Origin of the sequence: Allosphingosinicella deserti (genome assembly GCF_003012735.1) — a bacterium.
Classification (GTDB): domain Bacteria; phylum Pseudomonadota; class Alphaproteobacteria; order Sphingomonadales; family Sphingomonadaceae; genus Allosphingosinicella; species Allosphingosinicella deserti.
The window spans coordinates 43,130-67,656 of record NZ_PXYI01000001.1; the positions used below are offsets into that span (position 1 = coordinate 43,130).

Consider the following 24,527-nt stretch of genomic DNA (forward strand, 5'->3'; position numbering starts at 1 on the left):
CCGGACCACGCTGCGGGGCCGGAACACGTGGGAACCATTGGCATTTTAGATGCGTGGCTCCGGCTTTCTGACTTCTGAACAGGGTTTATTGCGCGCTGCGCAGCGCGCGTGACATTCAGCCGAGACGAGACAGGGTGAAGGCAGTGAGGAAACCGGCCACCGCGATCATTCCGGCATAATCCTGCGTGCCTTCGAAGGCCTCCGGCACCATCGTGTCGACGATCATCGCCAGAATCGCGCCGGCGGCGATCGCCTGGACGGCGGCGATGCTGCCGCCGCCGGCGCCGGCGAACAGCAGATAGCCCGCGAACGCGGCAAGCCCGGCGCTGAGCGCGATCGCGCCCCACAGCAAGAAGACGAAACGTGCACTCTTGCCCTCGTTCTTCATGCCGGCGGCGCTGGAGAGCCCCTCGGGAAGGTTGGACAGGAACACGGCGGCGACTGCGACCAGGCCAACGCCCTCGCCGCGCAGCAGGCTGACGCCGATGACGATCGATTCCGGAATGCCGTCGAGCAGCGCGCCGAGCGCCAGGGCGCCGCCATTTTCCTGATTTTGCTGTTCGTTCTGATCGCGCAGCCCCTTGTCGGAGCGCTTGCGGTGCCTGGCACCCCACAGGCTGAGCAGCCGGTTGCAGACGGTGTAGACGGCGGCGCCGCCGAGGAAGCCGCCGGCGACCGGCACGAAGCCACCCTGGCGCCAGGCTTCGTCGACCAGCTCGAACGACAATGCCGAGATCAGCACGCCGGATCCGAACGCCATGATCGCAGCGATGAGCCGGCGGGGCAGGGGCAGGAACCAGCCGACCAGCGCGCCGATCAGCAGGGCCGAGCCGCTCAGCAATCCCCAGGCTCCGGCTTGCAGTGCGACGGGCATCAAGCCGCTCCTTGTTTCAGTCCCTCGGGGCCGCGGCGCGGCTCAGCCGATCGTTGATCGCAGCGCCAACGCCCGCACGCGGCACCGGTGCCACGGCGATGCGCGGCTGTTGGGCGGCGTCGGCGCGGTGCAGCGCCCCGAACAAGCGCGCCGCCGCTTCCGCGAGGTCGCCCGAAGCGCTGAGCGTGTCGTCGCCGGACACGGCGCCGAACCCGATCAGCCATTCGTCCGCCTCCGCTGTGACGGCATCGAGGCGCAGCGGCTTGGACGGCGCATAATGGCTGCTGAGCTGGCCGGGTGCCTGAATTGTCTCCCCGGCCTCGCCGACCGGCAGGCCGGCGGCCGCGACCAGATCCTCGAACGGCACCGGCCCGGTGCGGAGCAATGTGATCCGCCCGTCCGCGAAGCCGACGATCGTCGACTCGAGCCCGTGCGCGGTCTCGCCGCCGTCGATGATCAGCTCGATCCGGCCGCCGAGGCTCTTCAGGACATGCTCGCCGCGGGTTGGGCTGATCGCGCCGCTGGCATTGGCGGACGGCGCCGCCAGCGGCCGCCCGCTCGCCTGCAGCAGAGCCCGCATCGCGGGATGGGCAGGGCAGCGCAACGCGACCGTCGTCAGGCCGGCGGTTACCGCCGCGGCGAGCCCGGACCCGCCCCTGACCGGAAGCACGAGGGTGACCGGGCCCGGCCAGAATGCGTCCGCGATGATGCGGGCGGCGCCCGGGAACTCGGCGAGTCCTTCGGCCGCTTCGCGGTCGAGAACATGGACGATCAGCGGATTGAAGGCGGGACGGCCCTTGGCGGCATAGATGCCGGCCACCGCGGCATCGCTGCCGGCGTCGGCGGCGAGACCGTAGACCGTCTCCGTCGGCACCGCGACCGGGCGGCCTTCGCGGATCAGGCGCGCGGCTTCGGCGATCGCGGCCGGACCGTAAGGGAGGATTCGGGTCTCGATCGCTGCGTTTTGCGGGTCCACCCCTGCGCGCTATAGCGCCTCTTCCGCCCGCGCAACCTGAGGACGCCATGAGCTATACCCCGCCCGTCGCCGAACAGAGCTTCCTGCTCCGGCACATCGTCCGCATCGACGAACTGGCGGCGCATGCGCCCTTCGCCGAAGCGACGCCCGATCTGGTCGAGGCGATCGTGGAGGGGGCAGGAGCGTTCGCGTCGGGCGAATTTGCGCCGCTCAACCGCATCGGCGACCAGGTGGGTGCGAAATGGTCACCAGACGGGGTCACTTTGCCGCAGGGCTTCCGCGAAGCCTATCGGGCCTATGTCGAAGGCGGCTGGGGCACGCTGGCCGGGCCCACCGAACATGGCGGGCAAGGGCTGCCGCTGACGCTTGCGACCGTCGTCATGGAGGATCTCGGCTCGGCGAACATGGGCTTCTCGCTGATCATGATGCTGACCCCGGGCGCGGTCGAAGCGCTCAAGCATCACGGCTCGGAGACATTGCAGCAGACCTGGCTCCCGAAGCTGATCAGCGGCGAATGGACGGGCACGATGAACCTGACCGAATCGCAGGCCGGTTCCGACGTCGGCGCGCTCAAGACCCGGGCGGTTCCGAACGGCGACGGCAGCTTCACGATCACCGGCCAGAAGATCTTCATCACCTTCGGCGACCATGATCTTGCCGACAATATCGTCCATCTCGTGCTTGCGCGCACCCCCGGCGGTGCCGCCGGTACGCGCGGCATTTCGCTGTTCCTGGTGCCCAAATTCCTGCTCGACGCAGATGGCAGGCCGGCGCAAGCGAATGACGTCCGCTGCGTTTCGATCGAGCATAAGATGGGCATCCATGCCTCGCCAACCTGCGTGATGTCCTATGGCGACGAGGGGCGCTGCAGGGGCTGGCTGATCGGCGAGGAGCATGGCGGCATGCGGGCGATGTTCACGATGATGAACAATGCCCGGCTCAACGTCGGCCTGCAGGGCGTCTCGATCGCCGAGGCGGCGACCCAGCAGGCGGTCGCCTATGCCCGCCAGCGGGTGCAGGGTGCCCGCGAGGGCGCGCCGGCCGCCATCCTTGGCTATCCGGACGTGCGCCGGATGCTGCTGCGGATGAAGGCGCTGACCCAGGCGGCGCGGGCGCTCGCTTATTATGCCGCGGGCCAGACCGACCGCGCCACGCTCGGCGATGCGGCGGCAAAGGCCAGGGCAGACCTGCTGACGCCGTTGGTCAAGGCCTATGGCACCGACATCGGAGTCGAGGTGGCGAGCCTCGGCGTCCAGGTCCACGGCGGCATGGGCTTCATCGAGGAGACCGGCGCCGCCCAGCATCTTCGCGACATCCGCATCGCGCCGATCTACGAAGGCACCAACGGCATCCAGGCCGCGGATCTGGTCGGACGCAAGCTGTCGATGGACGGCGGCGGCGTGCTTGCCGCCTTGTTGGCCGAGGTCCGCGCCGATGCGGTCGACGAGCCTGCGCTGCTGGCGCTGACCGACAGCGCCGATGCCATCGCGCGCCACCTGCTGTCGGCCTCGGCCGACGATCGTCTCGCCGGCTCCTACCCGTTCCTGACTTTGCTCAGCGCCGTCGTCTGCGGATGGCTGATGAAGCGGCAACTCGTCGCGCTGGACGGCGAGGAGGGGCTCGATCCCGCCTTCGCGACGATGAAGCGGGCGGCGGCGCGCTTCTATCTCGATCAGATGGTGCCCGAAGCAAGCGGCCTCGCCGCCGCAGCAACGGCCGGCGCCGCAGCACTCTACGCGCTAGACGAGGAAGCGTTCGCCGCCTGAGCTCAGGCTACGTTCGCGAGCCGCATCGGCCGCTGGCCGACCGAGCGATAGATGCGCGGTCCGAGATCGAGGCGGAAGGCACCCATCTTGGCGGAGGGCTGTTCCGCCTCGCGGCCGACCAGCCATGACCGGGATGTGCGCCCCTTGCCGCCGTCCGCCCAATCATAAGCGACGTTGATCGCAACGACCGGCACGAACACGCGGCGACCCTGAAGCTCGATCTCGCGAACCTCGCTCTTGGGCAGCGACAGCATGCTGGCGAGCTCGAGCGTGTTGCCGGGCTCGATGGTGACGTGCGGCGATCCGCTATGCTCGTGGATCGCGCCCTTGAGGAAGCCGTCGATCTCGCTCTCGCCGCTGGCGTTGAACATCCGGCTGTCGATGCGGATGTTGCGCGCCTCGATGTCGCCGACGTTGCGCAGCACCATGTCGAAATGGACCCGCGCTTCGGTGTCGGTCGCCGCCGCGCGATCGGCGCGGAATTCGATTTCGAGACGGGCACGCGGCACCGGCGGAGCGGCAGGTGCTGCCGGCTTGGCCCGGGGCGGCACGGAACGCGGCGTCTCCGCCGCGGTCGTGCGGTAATCGATCTCCGTGTCGCGGACGCGCACCTGGCGCCGGCGGCGGCCAAGCGCAAAGAAGGCGATCAGGCCGATTGCGGCCGGTACGGCGAGCCACAGCCAGCCCCAGTCGTTTCCGCCCGAGGAAGGCGCGGCTGCGGCGGGCGCGGCGGGCGATGTCGGATCGGCGGGTACCGGAACGGGCGCCGGTGCCGCCGGTGCCGGACCCGGCTGCGGGAGCGTCGCCGAAGGCGCCGGCTCGGGCACAGCGCCGGCGCTGGGGGCAGCTTGGGATTGCGGGGCGGACGGCGCGGGTCGCTCGGTCGGACGGGTCGGCGTACGCGCAGCCGGCTGACCCTCAGGCGCCGGCGCAACCGAAGGCGGGGTGGCCGCGGTGGGCCGCTGCGGCGCCGGAGCGGTCGTGGTCGGCCGGGGCAGCTGCACGGTCGGGATCGCAGGCGCCGGCGTGATTTCCGGACCGGCGACCGGAGGCCGCTCGCTTTGACCGGGCGTGGTGCGCTCGCCCTGCAGCTGAAAGTCCTTGAGCGCGGGCGGGCCGACCGTCGTCGGCGCCTGGTCCTGCGCGAAGGCCGCATTGCTCCCCGCGGCGGCCAGAATAGACGAGATTGCGGCGGCCCTGAGGCTCCGGCGGAAGTTCAGCATGTCGATTGGGAATTCCCTTTGCCCGCGCGTCCTTTACCCGCTGACGAAGCGGCGAGTCTAGCGGCAGGACGGGCAACCTGAGATGAACGGGGCCTGTCGCGCGAGCAAGCCGCACGAGAATGGGCGTCAGCGCCCCCGAACCTGGATCAACCACATGTCCGGCGGTGCGCCGATGCGCAGCGGCAGCACGCTGGTGCCGACACCTGCGCCGACGACGAGCGTCTTGCCGTGCTCGGCCATCAACCCGCAGGCATAGCGGTTGCCGTAGCGCGACATGGTCGAGAGCGGCCCGATGACCGGGAGGCTGATCTGTCCGCAATGGGTGTGGCCCGCCGCGGTGAGGCGCACCCAGGCCGGGACGTCCGCGAACGGATCCGGGCTGTGGGAGAGGAGGATCGGAATGCCGCCGATCGCGCGCATCCGACGGAGAGTCGCGGGCAGATCGTCATGATCGGTGAAGGCATCGTCCACCCCGCCGACGGCCAATGGTCCTGCGCGCACTGCGCTATTGTCGAGTACGCGAACCCCGGCGCGGACGAGAGCGCTCCGCATCGTTGTCGCGCTGCGCCAGTGATCATGATTGCCGAGCACCGCAAGGACGCCGAGGCGGGCGTTGAGGCCGGCGAGCGGCGCGACGATTTCGTCGGCCGTGTAGGTGTGCGTGCCGACCGGCTTGTCGCCGACGAGATCGCCGGCGATCAGCACCAGATCGGGCTTGAGGCCGTTGATTTGGGCGACGATGCGGGCAAGCCGCTCCGGCGGCATATCGGGCCCGGCGACGTGGATGTCGGAAACGAGGAGAAGCTTGAGCGGCGCTCCGCGGAGGCCGGGCAGCAGGACGTTCGCGCGCCGAACGGTCGGCTTCGATACCGCGCTCCAATAGCCCCAGGACGCGAGCACGACACCAACAAGGAGGGTGGCGGCGGCGACGCGTGCGAGGAATGAATTCCGCATCCGGTTGAGCCTGCCCGACGCTCAGGCGAGGGCGCGGCCGACCAGTTCCTCGACGTCGAGCCCGAGCCGGCGGATCTGTGCGGCAATGCCGGGCCAGCGCTGCTCGAGGAAATCGCGGCGTTCGGTGTCGCGGAGTCGCTCGGCGGCGCCTTCCGACACGAACATGCCGACTCCGCGCCGGACGGTGACGAGGCCCTCGTCCTGAAAAGTTTGGTAGGCCTTGGCGACGGTCAGCGGATTGGCGCCATATTCCGCCGCGAGGCTGCGGACGGAGGGAAGGGCGTCGCCTTCGCGCACCTTTCCTTCAAGGATCATCGCCGCGATCGTGTCGCGCAGGCGAAGGTAGACGGGACGGTCTTCGTTGCTCACATGTGGCATAGTGTACTAACACGGCAAGGGGGTCAAGCTGGCGTTAGTACGGTAAAGCGGCGTTAGTACGACGAAGCGCCGGCCGCTCAGCCGTTCCAGGTGCTGACCACGTCATCGAAATTCGGCCGCGGCCGTTCCTCGAGTTCGGCAGCGGGGGTGCCGATGAAGATGAACCCGGCGATCCTGTCACCGTCCTTGCCGCCGAGCGCCTGCAGCACCTCGGGCGATGCTGCGGCCCAGCCGGTCACCCAGCCGGCGGCGAAGCCGATCGCATGCGCGGCATGGAGCAGGTTCATGCAGGCTGCGCCGCAGGAAAGCTCCTGCTCCCAGCGTGGGATCTTGACGCTCTCCACGGGGGTGAACAGCACGGCGACGAGCTCCGGCGCCTGACGCGCGAAGCGCTCGTTCGCTTCGAGCTCGAGACGGCCGGGTTCGGAACGCTCATGGCGATAGGCGCGGCCGAGCAGCGACGCGAATCGTTCTCGCGCCTGCTGCGGAATGTGAACGAACCGCCAGGGGTGCAGCTTGCCGTGATCGGGGGTGCGCATCGCGACTTCGAGGATCTGGCGGAGCTGGGCGGAATCGGGGCCGGGCGCCACGAGATCGCGCGGCCGTCCGGAGCGGCGGGTGCGCAGCAAAGTGGCGGGCGAAGAGGCATCGTTGAACATCGCGACCCCCGCTAGCAGTCTGGAGATGTTGCAACAATCCGCTTCACAAGGCCAAATTGCCCGCTAGGGTGCGCCGATTGCACTTACCCCCTGGCGCCCTTCGCGGCAGCCTCCTGGAGAGTTCCGTATATGGTGAATGTCGCCGCCGACAACACGACCGAGGGCGAGCGCCCCGGCGTCTCACGAAGCGATAACGACACCTGGTTCGAGCATCCCCGACAGTTGAAGCGCCTGTTCACCACCGAGATGTGGGAACGGTTCGGATTTTACGGCATGCGGGCGCTGCTGACGCTCTATCTCGCGCAGCATTTCCTGTTCAGCGATCAGACCACCACCGGCCTGTACGGTGGGTTCACCGCGCTGGTCTATCTCACCCCGCTGATCGGCGGATTGCTCGCCGACCGATATCTCGGCTCCAAGCGCTCGGTCAAATTCGGCGCGGTGCTGATGGCGCTGGGCTATTTCACCCTCTGCTTCGGCGGCGATGCCGCCAAGCCGTACGCGCTGGTCGACGGGCAACGCTACGAAGTCCAGATCGATCGTGCGGCCGAGGGATCGCCGCAATATCTGGTCGCCGGCGACCAGCGTCTGCAAATTCGCGGAAACGACGACAAATCGGTGTCGCTGCTCGCCACCGACGGAACCGAGACCCGGCGGATCGCCGCAGGCGGCTTCGAATCGCAGGGCGAGCGTTCCAGCTTCTTCACGATGCTTCTGCTCGCCGGCCTTTCGATGGTCACGATCGGCAACGGCTTCTTCAAGCCGAATATTTCGACGATCGTCGGATCGCTGTACGCCGAGGGGGATCGCCGCCGCGACGCCGGCTTCACCATCTTCTACATGGGCATCAATCTCGGATCCCTGATCTCCCAATTTTTCTGCCCGCTTCTCTACGTCTGGGTCGGCCCGTGGGCAGGCTTCGGCCTGGCGGCGCTCGGCATGCTCTTCTCGTGGGTGCTGATCCAGTTCGATGGCGGCCGATTGAACGGCTATGGCGAACGCCCTGCCGGAGTGGGCGGCGAGCGCGACATGATCATCTACATTTCCGCGATCGCAGCGGTGCCGGTGGTCTGGTTCCTGTTCAGCAATCTGATGAACTATGTGGCGCCGGAAGCCGGATCCGGGATCGTCGGATACATCCTCTCGCTGCCGATCATGGGCAAGGTGCTGTTCGGAACGTTCCTGATCGGCGTGCCGGCGATCCTCATTTGGTCGTGGCGCAACGGCTCGCGCGCCGAATTCCAGATGATGGTCGCGGCGATGGTGCTGATCATCTTCAACGTCGTCTTCTGGACTCTGTTCGAGCAGGCCGGATCGTCGCTGACCCTGTTCGCGGACCGCAACACCGATCTCGCCATCCAATGGACCGGCCCGCTGTTCGCGATGTTCCGCGCGGCGCCGATCACCTACTATCTGGTCGCTATTCTGCTCGCCGGCGGCATCAGCGCGCTGGCCTGGTGGTTCTTCGCCTTCGGGGAGCCGCGCGAGACCAAGCGGACGATGGGGTTCGGCTTCCTGGGCCTCGCCGCGGCGATCGTGGTCGGGCTTCATTTCGCCCGCGAGGGTCTGAGCGCGATGCCGGTCTACATCATGCCGGCGGGACAGACGCAGATCTTCAACGCTCTGTTCATCGTGCTGCTGGCGCCGGTGTTCGGCATTCTCTGGAACGTGCTGGCCAAGCGCGGCGTGGAGCCGACCATTCCGGTGAAGTTCGCCATCGCCCTGATGGGCGTCGGCGCGGGCTTCCTGTTCCTGGTGTGGGGTGCGGCCTCGGCCGGTCCCGACTTCAAGGTCGGCCTCGCCTGGCTTGCGGGCCTGTATCTGATCCACTCGATCGCGGAGCTGTGCATTTCGCCGGTCGGCCTGTCGATGATCACCAAGCTGTCGATCGCCAGGATCGTCGGCATGATGATGGGTGTGTGGTTCCTGTCGATCTCGGTCGCGCAATATGTCGCCGGCATCGTCGCCCAGGTTGCCAGCGTCGAGACCGTCGGCGGTCAGGTCACCAATCTCAAGGTCAGCCTCGACACCTACAGCAACGTCTTCTGGACGATCGGCCTCGTTTCGGCGGGCATCGGCCTGCTCCTCCTCCTCCTCTCGCCGTTGCTCAAGAAGTGGATGCATGGTGTCAAATAAGGGTCTTCTTCTTCCCCTCCTGGCGGCCCTCGCCGCCTGCGCCACCACCAGCACCGAAAGCAAAGCCCCGGAGAGCGCGAGCAACGGCCCGGCGCGTTCGAAGCCGGCGACCTATTCGCGCGATCCCTTCCCCTCGACCTACAAGGTCTATCCGGGCGTGGTGACGGCGATCACCGGGGCGACGATCTTCGACGGCGAAGGCGGGCGCATCGAGAACGGCACGATCGTGCTCGCCGACGGCGTGATCCGCGCGGTCGGCGGCGCCGACACGCCGATCCCGGATGGGGCGACCCGCATCGACGGCACCGGCAAATGGGTCACTCCGGGCATCATCGACGTTCACAGCCACCTTGGTGACTATCCCTCGCCCTCGGTCGAGGCGCACCAGGACGGCAACGAGGTGACCGGCCCGGTGCGGCCGGAAGTGTGGGCCGAGCACAGCGTCTGGCCGCAGGATCCAGGCTTCACCCGCGCGCTCACCAATGGCGGGGTGACGTCGCTGCAGATCCTCCCCGGATCGGCCAATCTGTTCGGCGGCCGCTCGGTGACCCTGAAGAACGTGCCGGGCCGGACGATGCAGCAAATGAAGTTCCCGGGTGCACCCTACGGCCTCAAGATGGCGTGCGGCGAGAATCCGAAGCGTGTCTATGGCGGCCGCAACCAGATGCCGGCGAGCCGAATGGCCAATGTCGCCGTGATGCGGCAGACCTGGGCCCGGGCGCAGGAATATAGGCGCCGCTGGGACAAATATGAAAAAGACGGCGGCGAGATGCCGGCCCGCGATCTCGCCATGGACACGCTCCGCGGCGTGCTCGACGGCGACATCCTGGTCCACAACCATTGCTACCGCGCCGACGAGATGGCCAACATCATCGATATGTCGAAGGAGTTCGGCTACAAGGTCTCGACCTTCCACCACGCCGTGGAGGCCTACAAGGTTGCCGATCTGCTCAAGCAGAACGGCATCTGCTCGGCGCTTTGGGCGGACTGGTGGGGATTCAAGATGGAAGCCTATGACGGGATCAACGAGAATATCCCGTTCGTCCACAATGCCGGTGCCTGTACGATCGTCCACTCCGACGATCCCAACGGCATCCAGCGGCTCAACCAGGAAGCGGCCAAGGCGCTCGCCTTCGGACGCAAGGTCGGCATCCAGATCCCGGACGAGGTCGCCTGGACCTGGCTTGCGATCAACCCCGCGCGGGCGATCGGAGTCGCCGACAAGACCGGCAGCCTCAAGCCCGGCAAGATGGCCGACGTTGTGTTGTGGAACGGCCACCCGTTCAGCGTCTACACACGGCCCGCGGAAGTCTGGATCGACGGCGCGCTGATGTACGATTCGGCCGATCCTAGCCGCCGCCCGGTGACCGATTTCGAGCTTGGCCAGCCCGGCGAAGGGGACGTGAAGTGAGCGCCATCGACAGCATCAAGCGCAGCGCCGTCCTGCTCGCCCTCGGCCTCGCCGCCGGCCCAGCCTTTGCCCAGACGATTGCGATCACCGGCGGCAACGTTGCCCTCGGCGACGGCTCCGAGCCGATCCAGGGCGGAACCGTCATCATCCGCGACGGCCGCATCGTCGCGGCCGGCCGCGACCTGGCGGTGCCCGCCGGCGCGCAGCAGGTCGACGCCGCGGGCCGGTGGGTCACGCCCGGGATCGTCGCCGGTTTCTCGCGCGTCGGCCTGGTCGAGGTCGATGCGGTGAATGCCACCAACGACACGTCGGCCGGCAACTCGCCGTTCAGCGCCGCCATCGACGTCGCGCCGGCGATCAATCCCAGGGCGGCCGGCGTTGCGGTCAGCCGTACCGGCGGCGTCACCCGCGCGGTGGTGGCGCCCGAAACGGCGCGCAGCATCTTCGCAGGGCAGGGCGCGATCATCGATCTCGGCGCCGACATGGAGCCGATCACCCGCGCCCGTGCCTTCCAATATGTCGAGCTCGGCGAGGCCGGCGCGGACGAGGCGGGCGGCAGCCGCGCCTCGGCGCATGTGCTGTTCCGCAATGCGCTGCGCGAGGCGCGTGATCTCGGCCGCACTACCGGCATTTCCGGTGGTGGTACGGCGAGCCGCGAACCGCGGGCGAGCGACCAGCGCGACCTGCCGCTCGAGGAAGTGCCGGAGGGCCGCCTGCTCGCCGCCGGCGCGCAGCGCTCCGAGGACGTGCTGCTCACCCGCTTCGACGCGGTGGCGCTGGTGCCGGTGCTGCAGGGGCGGCAGCGGCTGCTCGTCCACGCCGAACGCGCCAGCGACATCCTCCAGGTGCTGGCGCTCAAGCGCGAATTCCCGAACCTCCGCCTCGTCCTCGTCGGCGCGACCGAGGGGTGGACCGTCGCCGAGCGGATCCGCGCTGCCGCCGTGCCGGTGATCGCCAACGCGCTGAACGACCTGCCGTCCTCGTTCGAGCAGCTCGCCGCCACCCAGTCCAATGTCGCGCGGATGCGCTCGGCAGGCGTCGACGTCTCGCTCGGCCTGATCAACAACGAGGAGAGCCGCCAGATCCGCCTCTCCACCCAATATGCCGGCAACCTCGTCGCGCTCCAGAAGGTGCCCGGCGCGGCCGGTGTGGCCTGGGGTGAGGCGCTGCGGATGATCACCTCGGGTCCGGCCGAAGCGCTCGGCCTCGGCGCCGAGCTCGGCTCGCTCAAGGCCGGGCGCCGCGCCGACGTGGTGATCTGGGACGGCGATCCGTTGGAGAACGGATCCGCACCGGTGATGGTGATGATCGACGGCGTGCAGCAGCCGCTGCAGAATCACCAGACCAAGCTCAGGGATCGCTACCGCAATGTGAGCGAGGGCGCGCTTCCCAAGGCCTACGAACGGTGATCGATACCGCCGGCCTTGCGCTGGCGACGACCGGCTTCGTCGGATCCCATCTTGCCTTGTCTCACCCGCTTCGCCTCCGCCTCGTCCAGAATCTGGGCGAGGCGGGGTTCACCGCGCTCTATTCGATCGTCGCCATCCTGACATTGGGCTGGGTGATCCTTGCCTATCGCGCGATCGAGTTTTCGATGCCGTTGTGGATCGCGCCCGGATGGTGGTGGCCGGTCGCCTCGGCGGTGATGCTGTTCGCCTGCGTGCTTTTGGCAGGATCGTTGATCCGCAATCCCGCTTTTCCGGTTCGCGGCGCCGCCAAGCGCGCCGGAGAGCCGCCGCGCGGCGTCTATGCGATCACGCGCCACCCGATGAACTGGAGCTTCGCCCTGTGGGCGCTGGTCCACATCAGCCTGTCCTGGTCTCCCCGCAACCTGATCGTGGCGATCGGCATCCTCGTTCTGGCGATGGCCGGCTCGATCGGCCAGGACCGGAAGAAGAGATCGGTCGTCGGGCAGAATTGGGTGGATTATGAACGGAGGACGAGCTTCGTGCCGTTTGCTGCGGTGGCCACGCGCAAGCTCGCCTGGCGATCCGCCTTCCCCGGCTGGATCGCGCTCGGCGGCGGCCTGACCTTCTGGCTGGTCGCGACGTGGCTGCACGCGCCGGAAGTCTCGCCGATCGCGACCCTTACCGGAGCGGGCCTCGACTGATCGCCTTCAGGCGGGCTCTTCCTGCAGCAGCCGGTCCTGATCGCTGAGCGGGGTGGTCTCGTCGAAGCCCGACCGCTTCGCCACGGTGGCGGTGGTCGCGACATCCATGGCGACGTTGCCGGTGGTGCGGATGATATCCGGCAGGGTTTCCACCGCGACGAGCAGCACCAGCGGCTCGATCGGCACGCCCATGGCGATGCAGATCGGGCCGATCGCGCTGATGAAGCTCACCGAGCCGGGCAGGCTGATCGATCCCAACGTGGTGGTTGCCGCGACGGCGACTCCCGCCGCCATCTGCATCGGCCCGATCGGCACTCCGAACCAGTTGGCGACGTAGATCGCGACCGCCAGGTTCATTGCCGGCCCGGTGGCCCGAAACAAGGCGACGGCAAGCGGGAGAGTGACGCCCGAAGCCGCCACCGGCACACCGACCTTTTCGGCGCCGCCGAGCATTGCCGGCAGCGACGCCAGCGAGGATTGGGTGCTGATCGCGACGGCGTGGCTGGGGCCGATCGCGCGGGTGAAGGCGCGAGGACCGATGCGCGCGCCGAAATAAGCGAGCGGCCAGGCGCCGATCCAGACGATCGTTCCGATCGCTGCGATGATGATCACATAATGGATCAGCGCCCCGAACGCGGCGAGCCCGGCACGGGCGCCGACGACATAAGCGAGGGCGAAGACGCCGAGCGGGGCGAGCCACAGCACCCAGTTGATGATCACCAGCATTGCATCGGCGATCGCGCGGAAGAAGCTGGTCAGCAGCTCGCGCTGCGCCGGAGGGAGGCGAGTGAGGGCGAAGGCGAACACCACGGTGAAGAAGATCAGCGGCAGGATCGCATCGTTCGCGGCCGCGGCGATCGGGTTGGTCGGGATGATCGAGGTGAGGAACTGGCCGAGCGTCGGGATCTCGCCGACCTTGTCGGTCGAACTGGTCAGCGCGGTCTTGAGCCGGTCCGCGGCCTCGGCCGGCATCGGCCACAGACGCAACAGGAAGGGAGTCATGAAGGCCGACATGATCGCGCCGCTCCACAGCACCGCCATGAACAGGATCACGGCGCGGAAAGCAAGGCGGCTGGCGCGCGCCGCTTCCGCGGACGCGGCGATGCCGGTGACGAGCAGCGAGACGATCAGCGGGATGATCGTCATGCGCAGCGCATCCAGCCACATCGTGCCGATCGGCTCGGCGACAGAAATGGCGCTCTCGACCCAACCGCTGCCGTAGCGGGCGCTGAGAATGCCTAGCAGGATGCCGATGGCGAGAGAGCCGAGAATGCGTTTGGCCTGGTTCATGCCCATTCCTTAGCCACGTCCGCCGGAGCGCGGAAGGGAGCCGGGCTCAAATGCGGCGCACGAAAGAAGGTTGCGGGAGGCCGGGTGCTTTCCCCTCGCGCGATCCCGTTCTATGACCGGCGCAATCAGCCGACGACGATGTTCGGCGCAACATCCGGGGTAAGCATATGGGTCGTAAGTTCTTCGGGACGGACGGAATTCGCGGTCGGACCAATCAGCATCCGATGACTGCCGAGATGGCCCAGCGGGTCGGCCAGGCCGCCGGCGCCCATTTCCAGCGCGGAGACCATCGCCACCGCGTGGTGATCGGCAAAGATACGCGGCTTTCCGGATATATGATGGAAACCGCCTTGATCTCCGGCTTCACCAGCGTCGGCATGGACGTGGTGATGGTGGGGCCAGTGCCGACGCCGGCGGTTGCGCTGCTGGCCCGCTCGATGCGTGCCGATCTCGGCGTGATGATCTCGGCCAGCCACAATCCCTATTACGACAACGGCATCAAATTGTTCGGGCCGGACGGCTACAAGCTGTCCGACGACGACGAGCTTGCGATCGAGGCGTTGCTCGAGGAAGCGCCCAAGCTGGTCGATGCCTCGGCGATCGGCCGCTCGCGCAAGATCGAGGATGCGCGGGGCCGCTACATCCACTTCGCCAAATCGACCTTTCCCGAGGAACTGCGGCTGGACGGTCTCAAGATCGTCGTCGATTGCGCCAACGGCGCCGCCTATCAGGTGGCGCCCTCGGCGCTTTGGGAGCTCGGCGCCGACGTGATCGCGATGGGGGTCACGCCCGACGGCACCAACATCAACGACGGCTGCGGATCGACCGCCCCGGCGGCGCTGCAGGCGCGGGTCGTCGCCGAGGGTGCCGACCTCGGCATCGCGCTCGACGGCGACGCCGACCGGGTGATCATCGTCGACGAGAATGGCAAGCTCGTCGACGGCGACCAGCTGATGGCGGTGATCGCATTGTCCTGGGCCAAGCGCGGGCTGCTGGAAGGCAACGGCATCGTCGCCACTATCATGTCCAACCTCGGGCTCGAGCGCTTTCTCCAGGCCAACGGGCTCGATCTGGTGCGCACCGCGGTGGGCGACCGCTACGTGCTGGAGGGAATGCGCGCCGGCGGCTTCAACGTCGGCGGCGAGCAATCCGGGCACATCATCCTTTCCGATTATGCGACCACCGGCGACGGTCTGGTCGCGGCGCTGCAGATCCTCGCCTGCCTTGTCGAGGAAGGACGCCCGGCGAGCGAGGTGCTGCACGCGTTCGATCCGCTGCCCCAGCTGCTGAAGAACGTGCGCTTCGGCGGCGGCGCGCCGCTCGAGACGGAGGCTGTGAAGGCCGCGATCGCAGAGGCGGAAAAGCGCCTGAACAATGTCGGTCGGCTGGTCATCCGCAAATCGGGCACCGAGCCGCTGATCCGGGTGATGGCGGAAGGCGAGGACGAGAAGCTCGTCGAGGATGTGGTCGATTCGATCTGTGAAGCGGTGAAGGCGGCTTGATGCGTCCGCCGACGCCGCGATGAACCCCGCCAGAGTGCTGATCGTCGCCGGATCCGACAGCGGCGGCGGTGCCGGGATCCAGGCCGACATCAAGACGGTGACGATGCTCGGCGGCTTCGCGATGACCGCGATCGCCGCGCTCACCGCGCAGAACACGCTCGGCGTGACCGGGGTGATGCCGGTGCCGGCCGATTTCGTGCTGGCGCAGATCGACGCGGTGATCGGCGATCTCGGCGTCGATGTCGTGAAGCTCGGCATGATCGGCTCGGCCGAGACGGCGAATGCGCTCGCTGGACGGCTGGAGCGACTTGGTGCAATTCCGATCGTCTTCGATCCTGTGATGGTGGCGAGCAGCGGATCGGTGCTCGCCGACCCTGACACGGTGGCCGCGTTCGAGCGGCTGCTGCGGGTGGCGACGGTGGTCACGCCCAACGCGCCCGAACTGGCGGTGCTGGCCGGGTGCAGAGTCGAGAGCGTCGACGACCTTGCCACTGCCGCCGAGACGCTGGCGCAGCGCACGGGCGCCGCGGTGCTCGCCAAGGGCGGGCATTTGCAGGGGGATATGCTCGAGGATCTGCTCGTCCGTGCGGGCACGGAGCCGCGGCGGTGGCAGTCGGCACGGGTCGACACACGCAACACCCACGGCACCGGTTGCACTTTGGCCAGCGCGATCGCCTGCGGGCTCGGTGCCGGCATGGCCCTCGAGGATGCGGTCGACCGCGCACGCGCCTATGTTCAGGCGACGATCGCGGCCGCACCCGGATTCGGCGCCGGCCATGGCCCGATGGGCCATTCGCTCGGCGCCGATCCGTTCGCGCGGATTACCGCGGCAAGCTGAGCGGGGGCTTAGTGGCTGCCGTGAGGTGCTGCGCCGGTCGTCTTGGGCGGCGGGACCGGATCGCCGGCCGCATGCGGCTTGGCGCCTTGCGCCGGAGGCGCGGGCTGCTGGGCGGTCGCGGCCTGGGCATTGCCGGCATCCTGAAGCGCCTGCTGGCCTGCGGACCCCGGCTCTTGGATCGGCTGCGTGCCATTGGAGTCGCGGATCTGGTCCGCCTGGTTTTCCAGAACGGCGGCGGCTTCGGGAGTCGATTGCTCGGCCGCATTTTCCAGCGCGTCGGCGGTGTTCTCGGCCGGCGTCTGCTGCCCTCCGCAAGCGACAAGGCCGAGGCCGGCGGCGAGAGCGAGAGCGGGGGCGGTCAACTTCATCGCGAGATCCTGAAGCAATTGCGGTCGCGCGATGAACGACGCGGGCGCGAAACAGTTGCGGTGGTCTGCACTCTCGGCGCGAAAGGCCTTCCGGGGTGCGCCATCAACGCGCATGTGTGCGCAGGAAGCTCGTAAATGCCTTCAGCGCCGGTGCGCGCTGCTTGAGCGCGGGGAAATAGAGGTAGAAGCCCGGAAAGGGTTTGCTCCACGCCTCCAGCAGGGGCACCAGTTTGCCGGCCTCGATCAGCGCTTCGACTTCGCTTTCGACCCAGAATGCGATGCCAGCCCCGTCGACGGCAGCGTCGATGGTCGCGCGCTGGTCGTTGATCACCAAAATGCTCGGGACCGCGACCGAGAACCAGCTGTCGCCCTCGGCGAACTCCCAGCTGTAGATCGCGTCCTGACCCGGCCAACGGAAGCTGATGCAGCGGTGACCGAGCAGGTCTCGCGGATGGGCGGGGACGCCATGTTCGGCGACATAAGAGGGGGCGGCCACCGCAATCTGGCGCATCTCCGCGCCGAGGCGAACCGCGATCATGTCCTGATCGAGAAGCTCGCCGAGCCGAATGCCTGCGTCGAAGCCTTCGGCGACGATGTCGATCGGGGCGTCGTCGATGGTGATGTCGAGGACGATCGCGGGATATTCGGAACAGAAAAGTCCGATGATCGGCTTGAGGTAGCGATCGTAGCCGAGTTTCTGCGCGTGGATCCGCAAAACGCCCGCAGGCGTGCTTCCGGCGCTACGCGCCTCGTCGAGAGCGCGTTGCAGTTCCTCCATGACAGGCGTGAACCGGTCCAGGAGGCGTTGCCCCGCCTCCGTCGGCGCCACGCTGCGCGTGGTTCGATTCAGCAGCAGGACACCGAGTTGATCCTCCAGCGCCCGGATGAGCTGACTCAGCGCCGATTTCGATATCTGCAACTGGGCAGCGGCGCGCGAGAAGCTCCCGGCCTCGACGATCGCCGCCAGCGCCTGCAGCTGTACGAACTGGCTTCCCCGCACATCGGACCTCCATCAGCCTCGCCGCGCGAGCGCCGCCGCCCCATAACCGATCCCGCTCCAGGAACAACGTCCGGCGCCGCCGCCCTCCGCGCGGATCACGGCAGCAGGATGGCGAATCGGCTGTTGGTGCGATCGGCGATGTCCTGGTGCGCTTTCGGCGCATCGGAGAGCGGATAGATGTGGGGGCGGATCTCGCCGAACGTGCCGCTTCGATAGGCCGCGAAGACGTCGTGCGCGGCATGCTGCAGCATCTCTCCCTTGACGGCTTGCGCAGCGCTTGCGCGCAAGATCTGGATGCGACGCTGGTGAAGAAGATCGGGATCGAAGTCGGAGCCCCCCGAGGCCGCACCGATGTTGAGGATCGTACCGCCGTCCTTGACGCTCTTCATAGTGGCATCCCGCGCAGCCTTGCCGATGAAGTCGAACACCGCATCGACGCCTTGCGGAGCCGCGTGGCGTATCTGCAAGGCGGCATCCGGCAGGCTGGACGGGATGAATGCGTCCACCCGGGCGGCGACGTCGGGAGCCTTCTCCGGTGTCCCGGTCCCGATCACCGTCGCGCCGAGAGACTTCGCCCACAAGGCGACCAGCGAGCCGACACCGCCACTCGCCCCCTGAACCAGAATCGTTTCTCCACCGGTAATGGGAAACAGGGTACGCAACGCGAGCCAGGCCGTGATGCCCTTGGTCAGGATGGCTGCGGCGGTCGTCGAGCCGACGTCAGCAGGGAGCGGGACCAGCGCCTCCGCGGCGACGCGCCTCATTGCGGCGTAGGCGCCCGGGGCGAAGAAATAGGCGACCCGGTCGCCTACGGAATAGCCCCGCGTGTCGGGGTGTATGGCCTCGATCACGCCCGCCCCTTCAATGCCGGTGACGAACGGAAGCGGTACTTCGACGGCTCCGCTGCGGAACATCGTGTCGAGGAAATTCACGCCGATCGCCTCGTGGCGGAGGCGGACCTCGCCGGGGCCGGGGGCGCCCACCGTCTCGTCCTCGGCCGTGAGCACGGAGGAAGGGCCAGGCTGGCGCAGGCGTATCACCACGCTCATGCGGCTTCTCCGGACGACGGCGGAGCCTGCTCGGTGAGGCGGCGGACGAGGCCGTAAAGGTCCGCCACGCCCCAATGCTCGCTGATCCGCCCATCGACGATGCGCATGGCATCCACGGTGTCGAACTGGATCGTTCGTCCGGTCGGGGCGATGCCGAGGAACTCGCCGCGGTGGACACCGTGGTAGGTCTTGAAGGTGGTGACGATGTCGCCATCGGCGGCCTGCCAATGGATGACCGCATGGAAGTCACCAAAGGCAGCGCGCAGCCGCTTGTAGAGGATCCGCACGCCGTCCTTGTCGGGGCTCATGTTGGGCTGAGGGGTGCGATCCCGAAAGTCGTCGGCGAACAATGTTTCGAACAGCGCGAAGTCGCCCTTGCTCTGCACCTCCTCGGTGTTGCGGCGGACGATCGCCTTGGCATCTTCCGGAGACAAGGTGGTTCCGATCATCAGGATCTTCCTTCCATGCACTCAGGCTCGAGCAGATATCGCTGGCGCCCGCGCGCGCATCGGGCGGGTATCACGAGAACAATTTGCCGGCGGTGATCGCGATCAGTTCGCCCTGGTGCATCGCGCCATTGAGATCGATTTCGGTCGGCTGGCGCGATCCGTCCCCGGCGGCGACGGTGGTCGCACCATAAGGCGCGCCGCCGACGATCTCGTCGACGCTCATCTGGCCGGCATGGCTGTAGGGCAGACCGACGATCGTCATTCCGAAGTGCAAGAGATTGGTGATGATCGAGAACAGGGTCGTCTCCTGGCCGCCATGCTGGCTGGCGGTCGAGGTGAAGGCGCCGCCGACCTTGCCGTTGAGCGCGCCGCGCGCCCACAGGCCGCCGGCCTGATCGAGGAAGGCCGCCATCTGCGAGGACATGCGGCCGAAGCGGGTGCCGGTGCCGACGACGATCGCATCATAATGTTCGAGGTCGGCGACCGTCGCGATCGGTGCCGCCTGATCGAGCTTGAAATGGGCGTTGCGCGCAATCTCTTCGGGAACGGTCTCCGGCACGCGCTTGATGTCGACTTCGGCGCCGCCGCGGCGTGCGCCTTCCGCCACCGCTTCCGCCATCTTCTCGATATGACCGTAGGAGGAATAATAAAGAACGAGGATCTTGGCCATTGGGGCGCTCCTGGAATGAGGCGAAAGAGTGCAGGTGCACGGCAAAGTACGACTGTCGGGAGGAGGCTGCGTGGCAGCCGCCCCCCGGAGCGCGTCAGGAGGCTGCCTGATCAAGGCCGAGCAGCTGCCATTCCCAGGCCAGGTTGGTGGCGCTAGCGCCGCCGTGATCGAGCAGGATCTCGGCGAGCGCGGCACCGGTTTCGGTGCGTGCCCAATCGCGCTGAAGCTCGGAAGCGAAGACCGCCCAGGTGATCGGGATCGCTCCGGCCTGGATCATGCGCTGAATGCCCATTTCATGCGCTTCGACGCTCGTCCCGCCGGACGCATCGGTGACGAAATACACCTCATAGCCTTCTCCCAGAGCGTGGATGACGGGGAAAGCGAGGCAGATTTCCGTCCACAGCGCGGCGATGACGATCTTCTTGCGGCCGGTCTCCTCGAACCAGCGGACGCAATTCCGGTCTTCCCAGGTGTTGATCGTGGTCCGATCAATCGGCACCTGCTCCGGGAACACGGCCTGAAGCGGCTTGATCAGGTTGCCGCCGCGATCCTTGAGGACGGTCGTCAGCAAGGTCGGGACCCCGAAGGCCTTAGCCGATTTCGCGAGCGCCACGACATTGTTGATCATCAGTGCGGCATCGATGTTCTTGACGCCGCTGACCTGGAACGGCTGGTGATCGATCAGCATCAGCGCGCAATTGTCCGGGGTCAGCATCGCCCCGAGGCCCTGATAGGCCGTGCTGTTGGTGTTCATCGAATGATCCTTCTGTTGTGTGAGGCCTCTCCGCATCGGTGAGGCGCTGCGACGGGGTGGCCTCGTGACCGCCGGGTGCACGAAGTGGCCGGAATTGCGGGTTGTGCGGTTCAGCTGTCCGCAGGCGCGCCGGGGGCGAGCTGCTTCAGCAGGCCGAAGAAATCGAAGTAGGAATCCGCGCGCACGATTTTGCCGTCCCGCAGCCGGTAGACGTCGCAGAACTGCACCTCCATCGACCGGCCCGAGGGTGGCAACAAACCAGCGGGCGAGTTGAACGGCCCCTGGTGGGTTCCGCGTCCGACACCCTGCGCGATCACCACATCTCCGGCCGTGTCGAGCGAGCGCACCTCGCAGGTCGCATCGGGGAAGATGTCGAACCAGGCCTTCCAGGGATCGATGATCGCATTCTCGCCGGTCGAGGTGAAGGCGAAGGGTACGTCGAGCCAGGCGCTTTCCGGGCAGCCGAAACCGCGTATGGTCTCCAGGTTCTTGGCATTGACAGCCTCGTAGAGCTGCCGAATGCGCTGCGCGTTGTCGGTCGTCGTCATCGCTGTCTCCTCCGATCTCGGGATGGTGCGCCGTGCGCGTCCCGTTCTGGATAGCGATGCGGATCGTGCGGATAATCCCCGCTTATCCGCACAACCCGTTCAGCCCCCCTGAACAATCCGCAAGCGCGCAGGAGCGTTGACTCAGGCACGAATTCACGATGCATGGCCTGAAGGAGATCAACACATGGTGCGGAAGATCGATTATCCGCTCAACAAGATCCGGCGCTTTCTGGAGCCGGGTCCGGTGGTGCTGGTGAGCGCGCGGGACCGGGGATCAGACAATATCATGACGATGGGGTGGCACATGATGCTCGGCTTTTCGCCGGCGCTGTTCGCCTGCTACATCTGGGACGGTGACCACAGTTTCGAAATGCTGCGAAACAGTCGCGAATGCGTGATCAATCTGCCCACTGTCGACATGATCGAGCAGGTTGTGGGTATCGGCAACAGCAGCGGTGCCGACATCGACAAGTTCGAGACGTTCGGCCTCAGCCCCGTGCCTGCAACCCTGGTCGCGGCGCCGATGATCGCCGAATGCTTCGCCAATTTCGAGTGCCGGCTGCACGACGACAGCCTGATCGACCGTTACGGCCTGTTCGTCTGGGAGGTGGTGAAGGCCCACGTCGCGGGCGGAAGTCAGACGCCGGAGACGATGCACTATCTCGGCGAGGGCGCGTTCATGGTGAGTGGTCGAACAATCAGCCGCCGCTCCGCGTTCAAGCCGCAGAATTTGTGATCCCGCCACCGGCACGACCGGCGCCATTCCCATCCACGTCCCGTCGCGAACGTTCGATCAGATGCTTGGCGAAAAGCTGCATGGCCTTGCTGCGGCGGTGGCGTGCCGGAAAGAACAAGGAGAAATCAGCAGCGGGCGTCTGCCAATCCGCCAGCAAGGGGATCAGAGCGCCCGTTTTCAGCCGGTCGGTCAGCGCAGGCTCCACCCAATACGCGATCCCGACGCCCGCGACCGCGCCTTCGGCGGCGGCATGGCAATCGCTGACGACGACGGACTGCGCCAATCTCGGCGCGATCCGCTTGCCGGACCGCTGGTAGCGCCACTCGTAAATACCGTGCCGGCCGGGCAGGCGCGAGACGAGGCAGCGGTGTCGGTGAAGATCCTCGGGCGTCTCCGGAGCGCCGAACTTGGCGAGATAATCGGGAGACGCAACCGTCAGATGATGCATGCTCCGACCCAAGCGGATCGCGATCGCGTCCTGGTCCAGCATGTCGGTGAAGCGAATCCCGGCGTCGAAGCCGCTTGCGACGATGTCCACCGGTGCATCGTCGACGGCGACGTCGAGCTCGACCTCTGGGTAAAGGTCGATGAAGGACGCGAGGTTGGGCTGGACGTGCAGCTCGTAGGCGAGACGCTGCACGTGAAGCCGAATCCGCCCTGCGGGAATGCCGGCGGAGAGCTTGGCAGCCTCCACCGCGGCCTGCATCTGCAGCAGCGCCGGCTCGAATCCGGCGAGCAGGACCTCGCAGGCACTGGTCGCACGCACGCTGCGTGTGGTCCGCTGGAGGAGCGGTAACGCAAGGCGCTCCTCGAGATCGCGGATCATCTGACTGAGATTGGAGCGGGATACGCCGAGTTCCGCCGCGGCCGCGGAGAAGCTGCCGCTCCGGGCGACTTTGGCGAGCGCGCATAATTGGTTGAAATCAGTGGCCCTGATCGCGCGGCGCGTTCCGGCGGAGGGCAGGGTCTGGGTCATGCGAACAGCGCACCGGTCACGAAGCGACAGATCCAGGGGGATGCCTGGGCGCGCGCTCGGGCGAGATGCAACGGTCCGTACACGATAACCTCCTGGCGCAGGACAGCCGATGGCGCCCCTCGACAAGGAAGACGCAGGCGGCCGCGAAAGCCGCACGTCTCTGGCTCGCTTTGTGAAGGCGAGCGTCGATCGCCCCACCGGTCAGCGGGGTAGCGCGACGATCTCGATGTCTCCGTTGGCGCGACGCACGAGCCGCACCGGATAGATCTCCGCGAGAACTCGCCCGAAACGCGCCGGATCGCCGGCGCGGAAGCGGCCGGTGATACGAAGGTCGGCAACCTTTGGATCGCGAACGACCAGGCGATCCTTGCTGTAGCGGTTGACCTCGGCGACCGCGTCGGCGAGCCGATCCTCGTCGAACAACAGGTAGCCGGTTCGCCATGCCTCGATTTGCCCCGGCTTCGCGGGCGAGACGGACTCGCTGCCGCCGCGGCTTCGATATTCCTGTCCAGGACGGAGCGCGAAACGGACTTGGTCGTTATCGCGGGCGCGTATCACGACCTTGCCGTGCACCAGCACGACGCGCACTTCGGACGCATCGCTCCGCACCGAAAAGCGCGTGCCGATCGCGGTCACGATCCTTCCCCGCGCTTCCACCGAAAAGGGGCGGCGCACATCGGGTGCGACATCGAAATAGGCCTGGCCTCTGACCAGGCGCACCCAGCGGCGGCCGTCCTGGAAAGCGACGTCGATCTCGCTGTCGATATCGAGGGCGATCGTGCTTCCGTCGGGCAGATCGACGCTTGCACGCTGACCGATCCTGGTCGCGAAATCGACTTTGCCGATCGTTCGCAGCGGATCGGCCGACGCAACCACGTGCGGTCCGGAAACCGGCGCGCTGGACGAGCCGAACTGCTGCCACCCGAAGATCAGGGCGGCGGCGGCGGCTGCTGCTGCGATCGATCCTGGGGCGGCGCGCCGCCACATCGGTCGATCGGGGCCGGCTTCGAGCGCCGCCTGCCGAAGCGCCTGAAGACTGTCGTCATCTGCGCCGCCGTCGAACATGTCCCAGGCCAGCGTCGCCGCAGCCCAGGCCTTGCGGTGCTCCTCGCGCTCGGCCAGCCATTCCTCGAAGAGTCCAGCCTCGGCCGTTGCGCCGCCTTCCTCCCGGGCGACCAGCCACAAGGAAGCGGCCTCGTCCGCCGTCATCGCCTGGAGACGGGCGCGGGTGATCCGCATCTCGCTCATCGTCCCCCTCCAAGCTCGGCCGCAAGATGCTGCACGGCGCGCAGCATATGCTTTTCGACGGCACTTACCGAGATCCCTAGACGAGAGGCGATGTCGCGGTGCCGCATGCCTTCGAGCCGCTTCAGGATGAAGATCGTCCGGGTGCGCTCCGGCAGCGTCATAAGGGCCGCGGTGGCCGCGCGGAGCTCCGCCTTGTCCTCGAGCCGGCGGCCCGCATCCACGTCTTCGCCGCCGTGCTGCTCCGCGTCGAAGGCGACGTGCGCGTCGACGCGGCGTGCAGCGCGCCGTCGCTGCCGGTCCGCCAACACGCTTCTCGCGGTCTGAAACACGTAGCCGTTGAAGTGCTCGATGCTGTCGGCACCGTCGCGCTGCACGACCCGGAGGAAGACTTCCTGGACGAGATCCTCGACCTCCGTGCGATCGACCACCCTGCGGGCGAAATAGCTGCTCAGCGATCGCCGGAGCGCCTCCGACTGAAGGGCAAGCGCGCGAGCACGTTCCCCATCGGGATCCGTGTTCAGCATGATCCGGCTGCTCGCCATGTTGGTCGGAAGGTCCCGTTCGAAGTGTCGCCCGTCGGAGTAGACGCAGCTGCTTGGAAAAGCCGCATCG

The 24,527-nt window shown here is 67.2% G+C and carries 25 protein-coding genes; 8 read left to right on the plus strand and 17 right to left on the minus strand.

The features are described 5' to 3' along the window. Nucleotides 1-115 precede the first annotated feature (115 nt). Nucleotides 116-874, minus strand: a complete 759-nt coding sequence (locus tag C7I55_RS00225) for a ZIP family metal transporter (RefSeq protein WP_106510901.1) — start codon at nt 872-874, stop codon at nt 116-118. A gap of 16 nt (nt 875-890) precedes the next feature. After that, nucleotides 891-1,850, minus strand: coding sequence for an L-threonylcarbamoyladenylate synthase (locus C7I55_RS00230; RefSeq protein WP_106510902.1), 960 nt, complete (start codon nt 1,848-1,850; stop codon nt 891-893). A gap of 47 nt (nt 1,851-1,897) precedes the next feature. Between C7I55_RS00230 and C7I55_RS00235 the strand changes: the two genes are divergently transcribed. Next, nucleotides 1,898-3,616 carry an acyl-CoA dehydrogenase gene (locus C7I55_RS00235; protein ID WP_106510903.1) on the plus strand — a complete coding sequence of 573 codons (1,719 nt, stop codon included), beginning with the start codon at nt 1,898-1,900 and terminating at the stop codon, nt 3,614-3,616. A gap of 2 nt (nt 3,617-3,618) precedes the next feature. On the opposite strand, the gene C7I55_RS00240 is transcribed toward C7I55_RS00235, so the two are convergent. The 4 genes from C7I55_RS00240 to C7I55_RS00255 form a co-directional block, all read right to left on the minus strand. Further along, on the minus strand, nt 3,619-4,839 hold the full coding sequence (locus C7I55_RS00240; RefSeq protein WP_106510904.1) for a hypothetical protein: 1,221 nt from the start codon (nt 4,837-4,839) through the stop codon (nt 3,619-3,621). Between the two features lie 126 nt (nt 4,840-4,965). Then, nucleotides 4,966-5,793: a metallophosphoesterase gene (locus C7I55_RS00245; protein ID WP_106510905.1), complete on the minus strand. Its 828-nt coding sequence runs from the start codon at nt 5,791-5,793 to the stop codon at nt 4,966-4,968. A 21-nt stretch (nt 5,794-5,814) separates the two neighbouring features. Beyond that, nucleotides 5,815-6,171 carry a GntR family transcriptional regulator gene (locus C7I55_RS00250; protein WP_106510906.1) on the minus strand — a complete coding sequence of 119 codons (357 nt, stop codon included), beginning with the start codon at nt 6,169-6,171 and terminating at the stop codon, nt 5,815-5,817. 77 nt (nt 6,172-6,248) lie between these two features. Continuing rightward, nucleotides 6,249-6,830, minus strand: coding sequence for a nitroreductase family protein (locus C7I55_RS00255; RefSeq protein ID WP_106510907.1), 582 nt, complete (start codon nt 6,828-6,830; stop codon nt 6,249-6,251). A gap of 129 nt (nt 6,831-6,959) precedes the next feature. On the opposite strand from C7I55_RS00255, the gene C7I55_RS00260 reads away from it, so the two are divergent. From C7I55_RS00260 to C7I55_RS00275, 4 genes are read left to right on the plus strand one after another with little or no spacing between them, the layout of a single operon-like run. Beyond that, a complete protein-coding gene (locus C7I55_RS00260) occupies nt 6,960-8,966 on the plus strand; it encodes a peptide MFS transporter (protein ID WP_106510908.1) in 2,007 nt (668 codons plus the stop codon). Further along, complete coding sequence (locus C7I55_RS00265; protein ID WP_106510909.1) at nt 8,953-10,377, plus strand: amidohydrolase; 1,425 nt, start codon at nt 8,953-8,955, stop codon at nt 10,375-10,377. The genes C7I55_RS00260 and C7I55_RS00265 overlap by 14 nt, the downstream gene beginning before the upstream one ends. Then, nucleotides 10,374-11,786 (plus strand): amidohydrolase family protein, encoded by a 1,413-nt coding sequence (locus C7I55_RS00270; RefSeq protein ID WP_106510910.1) that lies wholly within the window; start codon nt 10,374-10,376, stop codon nt 11,784-11,786. The genes C7I55_RS00265 and C7I55_RS00270 overlap by 4 nt, the downstream gene beginning before the upstream one ends. Next, nucleotides 11,783-12,487 (plus strand): NnrU family protein, encoded by a 705-nt coding sequence (locus C7I55_RS00275; protein ID WP_233221958.1) that lies wholly within the window; start codon nt 11,783-11,785, stop codon nt 12,485-12,487. The genes C7I55_RS00270 and C7I55_RS00275 overlap by 4 nt, the downstream gene beginning before the upstream one ends. Before the next feature lie 6 nt (nt 12,488-12,493). On the opposite strand, the gene C7I55_RS00280 is transcribed toward C7I55_RS00275, so the two are convergent. Then, the gene (locus tag C7I55_RS00280) at nt 12,494-13,777 is read right to left on the minus strand and encodes a dicarboxylate/amino acid:cation symporter (RefSeq protein WP_106510911.1); all 1,284 of its coding nucleotides are present in this window, start codon (nt 13,775-13,777) and stop codon (nt 12,494-12,496) included. Nucleotides 13,778-13,944: 167 nt separating this feature from the next. Between C7I55_RS00280 and glmM the strand changes: the two genes are divergently transcribed. Further along, entirely contained in the window at nt 13,945-15,279 is a 1,335-nt protein-coding gene (glmM, locus tag C7I55_RS00285; RefSeq protein WP_106510912.1) for a phosphoglucosamine mutase, read from the plus strand. Between the two features lie 19 nt (nt 15,280-15,298). Continuing rightward, the gene (gene thiD, locus C7I55_RS00290; RefSeq protein WP_106510913.1) at nt 15,299-16,117 is read left to right on the plus strand and encodes a bifunctional hydroxymethylpyrimidine kinase/phosphomethylpyrimidine kinase; all 819 of its coding nucleotides are present in this window, start codon (nt 15,299-15,301) and stop codon (nt 16,115-16,117) included. Between the two features lie 8 nt (nt 16,118-16,125). Here thiD and C7I55_RS00295 read toward each other — a convergent pair whose 3' ends face one another. From C7I55_RS00295 to C7I55_RS00325, 7 genes are all read right to left on the minus strand, one after another. Next, nucleotides 16,126-16,485 carry a hypothetical protein gene (locus C7I55_RS00295; protein WP_146150888.1) on the minus strand — a complete coding sequence of 120 codons (360 nt, stop codon included), beginning with the start codon at nt 16,483-16,485 and terminating at the stop codon, nt 16,126-16,128. Between the two features lie 103 nt (nt 16,486-16,588). Continuing rightward, nucleotides 16,589-17,485 carry a LysR family transcriptional regulator gene (locus C7I55_RS00300; RefSeq protein WP_106510915.1) on the minus strand — a complete coding sequence of 299 codons (897 nt, stop codon included), beginning with the start codon at nt 17,483-17,485 and terminating at the stop codon, nt 16,589-16,591. A 95-nt stretch (nt 17,486-17,580) separates the two neighbouring features. After that, nucleotides 17,581-18,534: a zinc-binding dehydrogenase gene (locus C7I55_RS00305; protein ID WP_106510916.1), complete on the minus strand. Its 954-nt coding sequence runs from the start codon at nt 18,532-18,534 to the stop codon at nt 17,581-17,583. Beyond that, complete coding sequence (locus C7I55_RS00310; RefSeq protein WP_106510917.1) at nt 18,531-18,983, minus strand: ester cyclase; 453 nt, start codon at nt 18,981-18,983, stop codon at nt 18,531-18,533. The genes C7I55_RS00305 and C7I55_RS00310 overlap by 4 nt, the downstream gene beginning before the upstream one ends. Nucleotides 18,984-19,053: 70 nt before the next feature. Next, nucleotides 19,054-19,653: an NAD(P)H:quinone oxidoreductase gene (gene wrbA / locus C7I55_RS00315; protein ID WP_106510918.1), complete on the minus strand. Its 600-nt coding sequence runs from the start codon at nt 19,651-19,653 to the stop codon at nt 19,054-19,056. A 94-nt stretch (nt 19,654-19,747) separates the two neighbouring features. Beyond that, nucleotides 19,748-20,407: a hydrolase gene (locus C7I55_RS00320; RefSeq protein WP_106510919.1), complete on the minus strand. Its 660-nt coding sequence runs from the start codon at nt 20,405-20,407 to the stop codon at nt 19,748-19,750. A 110-nt stretch (nt 20,408-20,517) separates the two neighbouring features. Further along, nucleotides 20,518-20,955 (minus strand): ester cyclase, encoded by a 438-nt coding sequence (locus C7I55_RS00325; RefSeq protein WP_106510920.1) that lies wholly within the window; start codon nt 20,953-20,955, stop codon nt 20,518-20,520. Between the two features lie 184 nt (nt 20,956-21,139). Here C7I55_RS00325 and C7I55_RS00330 point away from each other — a divergent pair, with 184 nt between their 5' ends. Next, the gene (locus C7I55_RS00330) at nt 21,140-21,691 is read left to right on the plus strand and encodes a flavin reductase family protein (protein WP_106510921.1); all 552 of its coding nucleotides are present in this window, start codon (nt 21,140-21,142) and stop codon (nt 21,689-21,691) included. On the opposite strand, the gene C7I55_RS00335 is transcribed toward C7I55_RS00330, so the two are convergent. The 3 genes from C7I55_RS00335 to C7I55_RS00345 form a co-directional block, all read right to left on the minus strand. After that, nucleotides 21,672-22,667, minus strand: a complete 996-nt coding sequence (locus C7I55_RS00335; protein ID WP_106510922.1) for a LysR family transcriptional regulator — start codon at nt 22,665-22,667, stop codon at nt 21,672-21,674. The genes C7I55_RS00330 and C7I55_RS00335 overlap by 20 nt on opposite strands. 201 nt (nt 22,668-22,868) lie before the next feature. Beyond that, a complete protein-coding gene (locus tag C7I55_RS00340) occupies nt 22,869-23,915 on the minus strand; it encodes a FecR family protein (RefSeq protein WP_106510923.1) in 1,047 nt (348 codons plus the stop codon). Continuing rightward, complete coding sequence (locus C7I55_RS00345; RefSeq protein ID WP_158266215.1) at nt 23,912-24,439, minus strand: RNA polymerase sigma factor; 528 nt, start codon at nt 24,437-24,439, stop codon at nt 23,912-23,914. The genes C7I55_RS00340 and C7I55_RS00345 overlap by 4 nt, the downstream gene beginning before the upstream one ends. Between the last annotated feature and the right edge of the window lie 88 nt (nt 24,440-24,527).

What these genes read in the sequence shown, in the direction of transcription:
- C7I55_RS00340 (WP_106510923.1), bottom strand. Translation starts at nt 23,915, where the DNA reads ATGAGCGAGATGCGGATCACCCGCGCCCGTCTCCAGGCGATGACGGCG.
- C7I55_RS00245 (WP_106510905.1), bottom strand. Translation starts at nt 5,793, where the DNA reads ATGCGGAATTCATTCCTCGCACGCGTCGCCGCCGCCACCCTCCTTGTT.
- C7I55_RS00250 (WP_106510906.1), bottom strand. Translation starts at nt 6,171, where the DNA reads ATGCCACATGTGAGCAACGAAGACCGTCCCGTCTACCTTCGCCTGCGC.
- wrbA (WP_106510918.1), bottom strand. Translation starts at nt 19,653, where the DNA reads ATGGCCAAGATCCTCGTTCTTTATTATTCCTCCTACGGTCATATCGAG.
- C7I55_RS00235 (WP_106510903.1), top strand. Translation starts at nt 1,898, where the DNA reads ATGAGCTATACCCCGCCCGTCGCCGAACAGAGCTTCCTGCTCCGGCAC.
- C7I55_RS00280 (WP_106510911.1), bottom strand. Translation starts at nt 13,777, where the DNA reads ATGAACCAGGCCAAACGCATTCTCGGCTCTCTCGCCATCGGCATCCTG.
- C7I55_RS00260 (WP_106510908.1), top strand. Translation starts at nt 6,960, where the DNA reads ATGGTGAATGTCGCCGCCGACAACACGACCGAGGGCGAGCGCCCCGGC.
- C7I55_RS00335 (WP_106510922.1), bottom strand. Translation starts at nt 22,667, where the DNA reads ATGACCCAGACCCTGCCCTCCGCCGGAACGCGCCGCGCGATCAGGGCC.
- C7I55_RS00240 (WP_106510904.1), bottom strand. Translation starts at nt 4,839, where the DNA reads ATGCTGAACTTCCGCCGGAGCCTCAGGGCCGCCGCAATCTCGTCTATT.
- C7I55_RS00295 (WP_146150888.1), bottom strand. Translation starts at nt 16,485, where the DNA reads ATGAAGTTGACCGCCCCCGCTCTCGCTCTCGCCGCCGGCCTCGGCCTT.
- C7I55_RS00265 (WP_106510909.1), top strand. Translation starts at nt 8,953, where the DNA reads ATGGTGTCAAATAAGGGTCTTCTTCTTCCCCTCCTGGCGGCCCTCGCC.
- C7I55_RS00305 (WP_106510916.1), bottom strand. Translation starts at nt 18,534, where the DNA reads ATGAGCGTGGTGATACGCCTGCGCCAGCCTGGCCCTTCCTCCGTGCTC.
- C7I55_RS00325 (WP_106510920.1), bottom strand. Translation starts at nt 20,955, where the DNA reads ATGACGACGACCGACAACGCGCAGCGCATTCGGCAGCTCTACGAGGCT.
- C7I55_RS00320 (WP_106510919.1), bottom strand. Translation starts at nt 20,407, where the DNA reads ATGAACACCAACAGCACGGCCTATCAGGGCCTCGGGGCGATGCTGACC.
- thiD (WP_106510913.1), top strand. Translation starts at nt 15,299, where the DNA reads ATGAACCCCGCCAGAGTGCTGATCGTCGCCGGATCCGACAGCGGCGGC.
- C7I55_RS00310 (WP_106510917.1), bottom strand. Translation starts at nt 18,983, where the DNA reads ATGATCGGAACCACCTTGTCTCCGGAAGATGCCAAGGCGATCGTCCGC.
- C7I55_RS00345 (WP_158266215.1), bottom strand. Translation starts at nt 24,439, where the DNA reads ATGCTGAACACGGATCCCGATGGGGAACGTGCTCGCGCGCTTGCCCTT.
- C7I55_RS00255 (WP_106510907.1), bottom strand. Translation starts at nt 6,830, where the DNA reads ATGTTCAACGATGCCTCTTCGCCCGCCACTTTGCTGCGCACCCGCCGC.
- C7I55_RS00330 (WP_106510921.1), top strand. Translation starts at nt 21,140, where the DNA reads ATGGTGCGGAAGATCGATTATCCGCTCAACAAGATCCGGCGCTTTCTG.
- glmM (WP_106510912.1), top strand. Translation starts at nt 13,945, where the DNA reads ATGGGTCGTAAGTTCTTCGGGACGGACGGAATTCGCGGTCGGACCAAT.
- C7I55_RS00225 (WP_106510901.1), bottom strand. Translation starts at nt 874, where the DNA reads ATGCCCGTCGCACTGCAAGCCGGAGCCTGGGGATTGCTGAGCGGCTCG.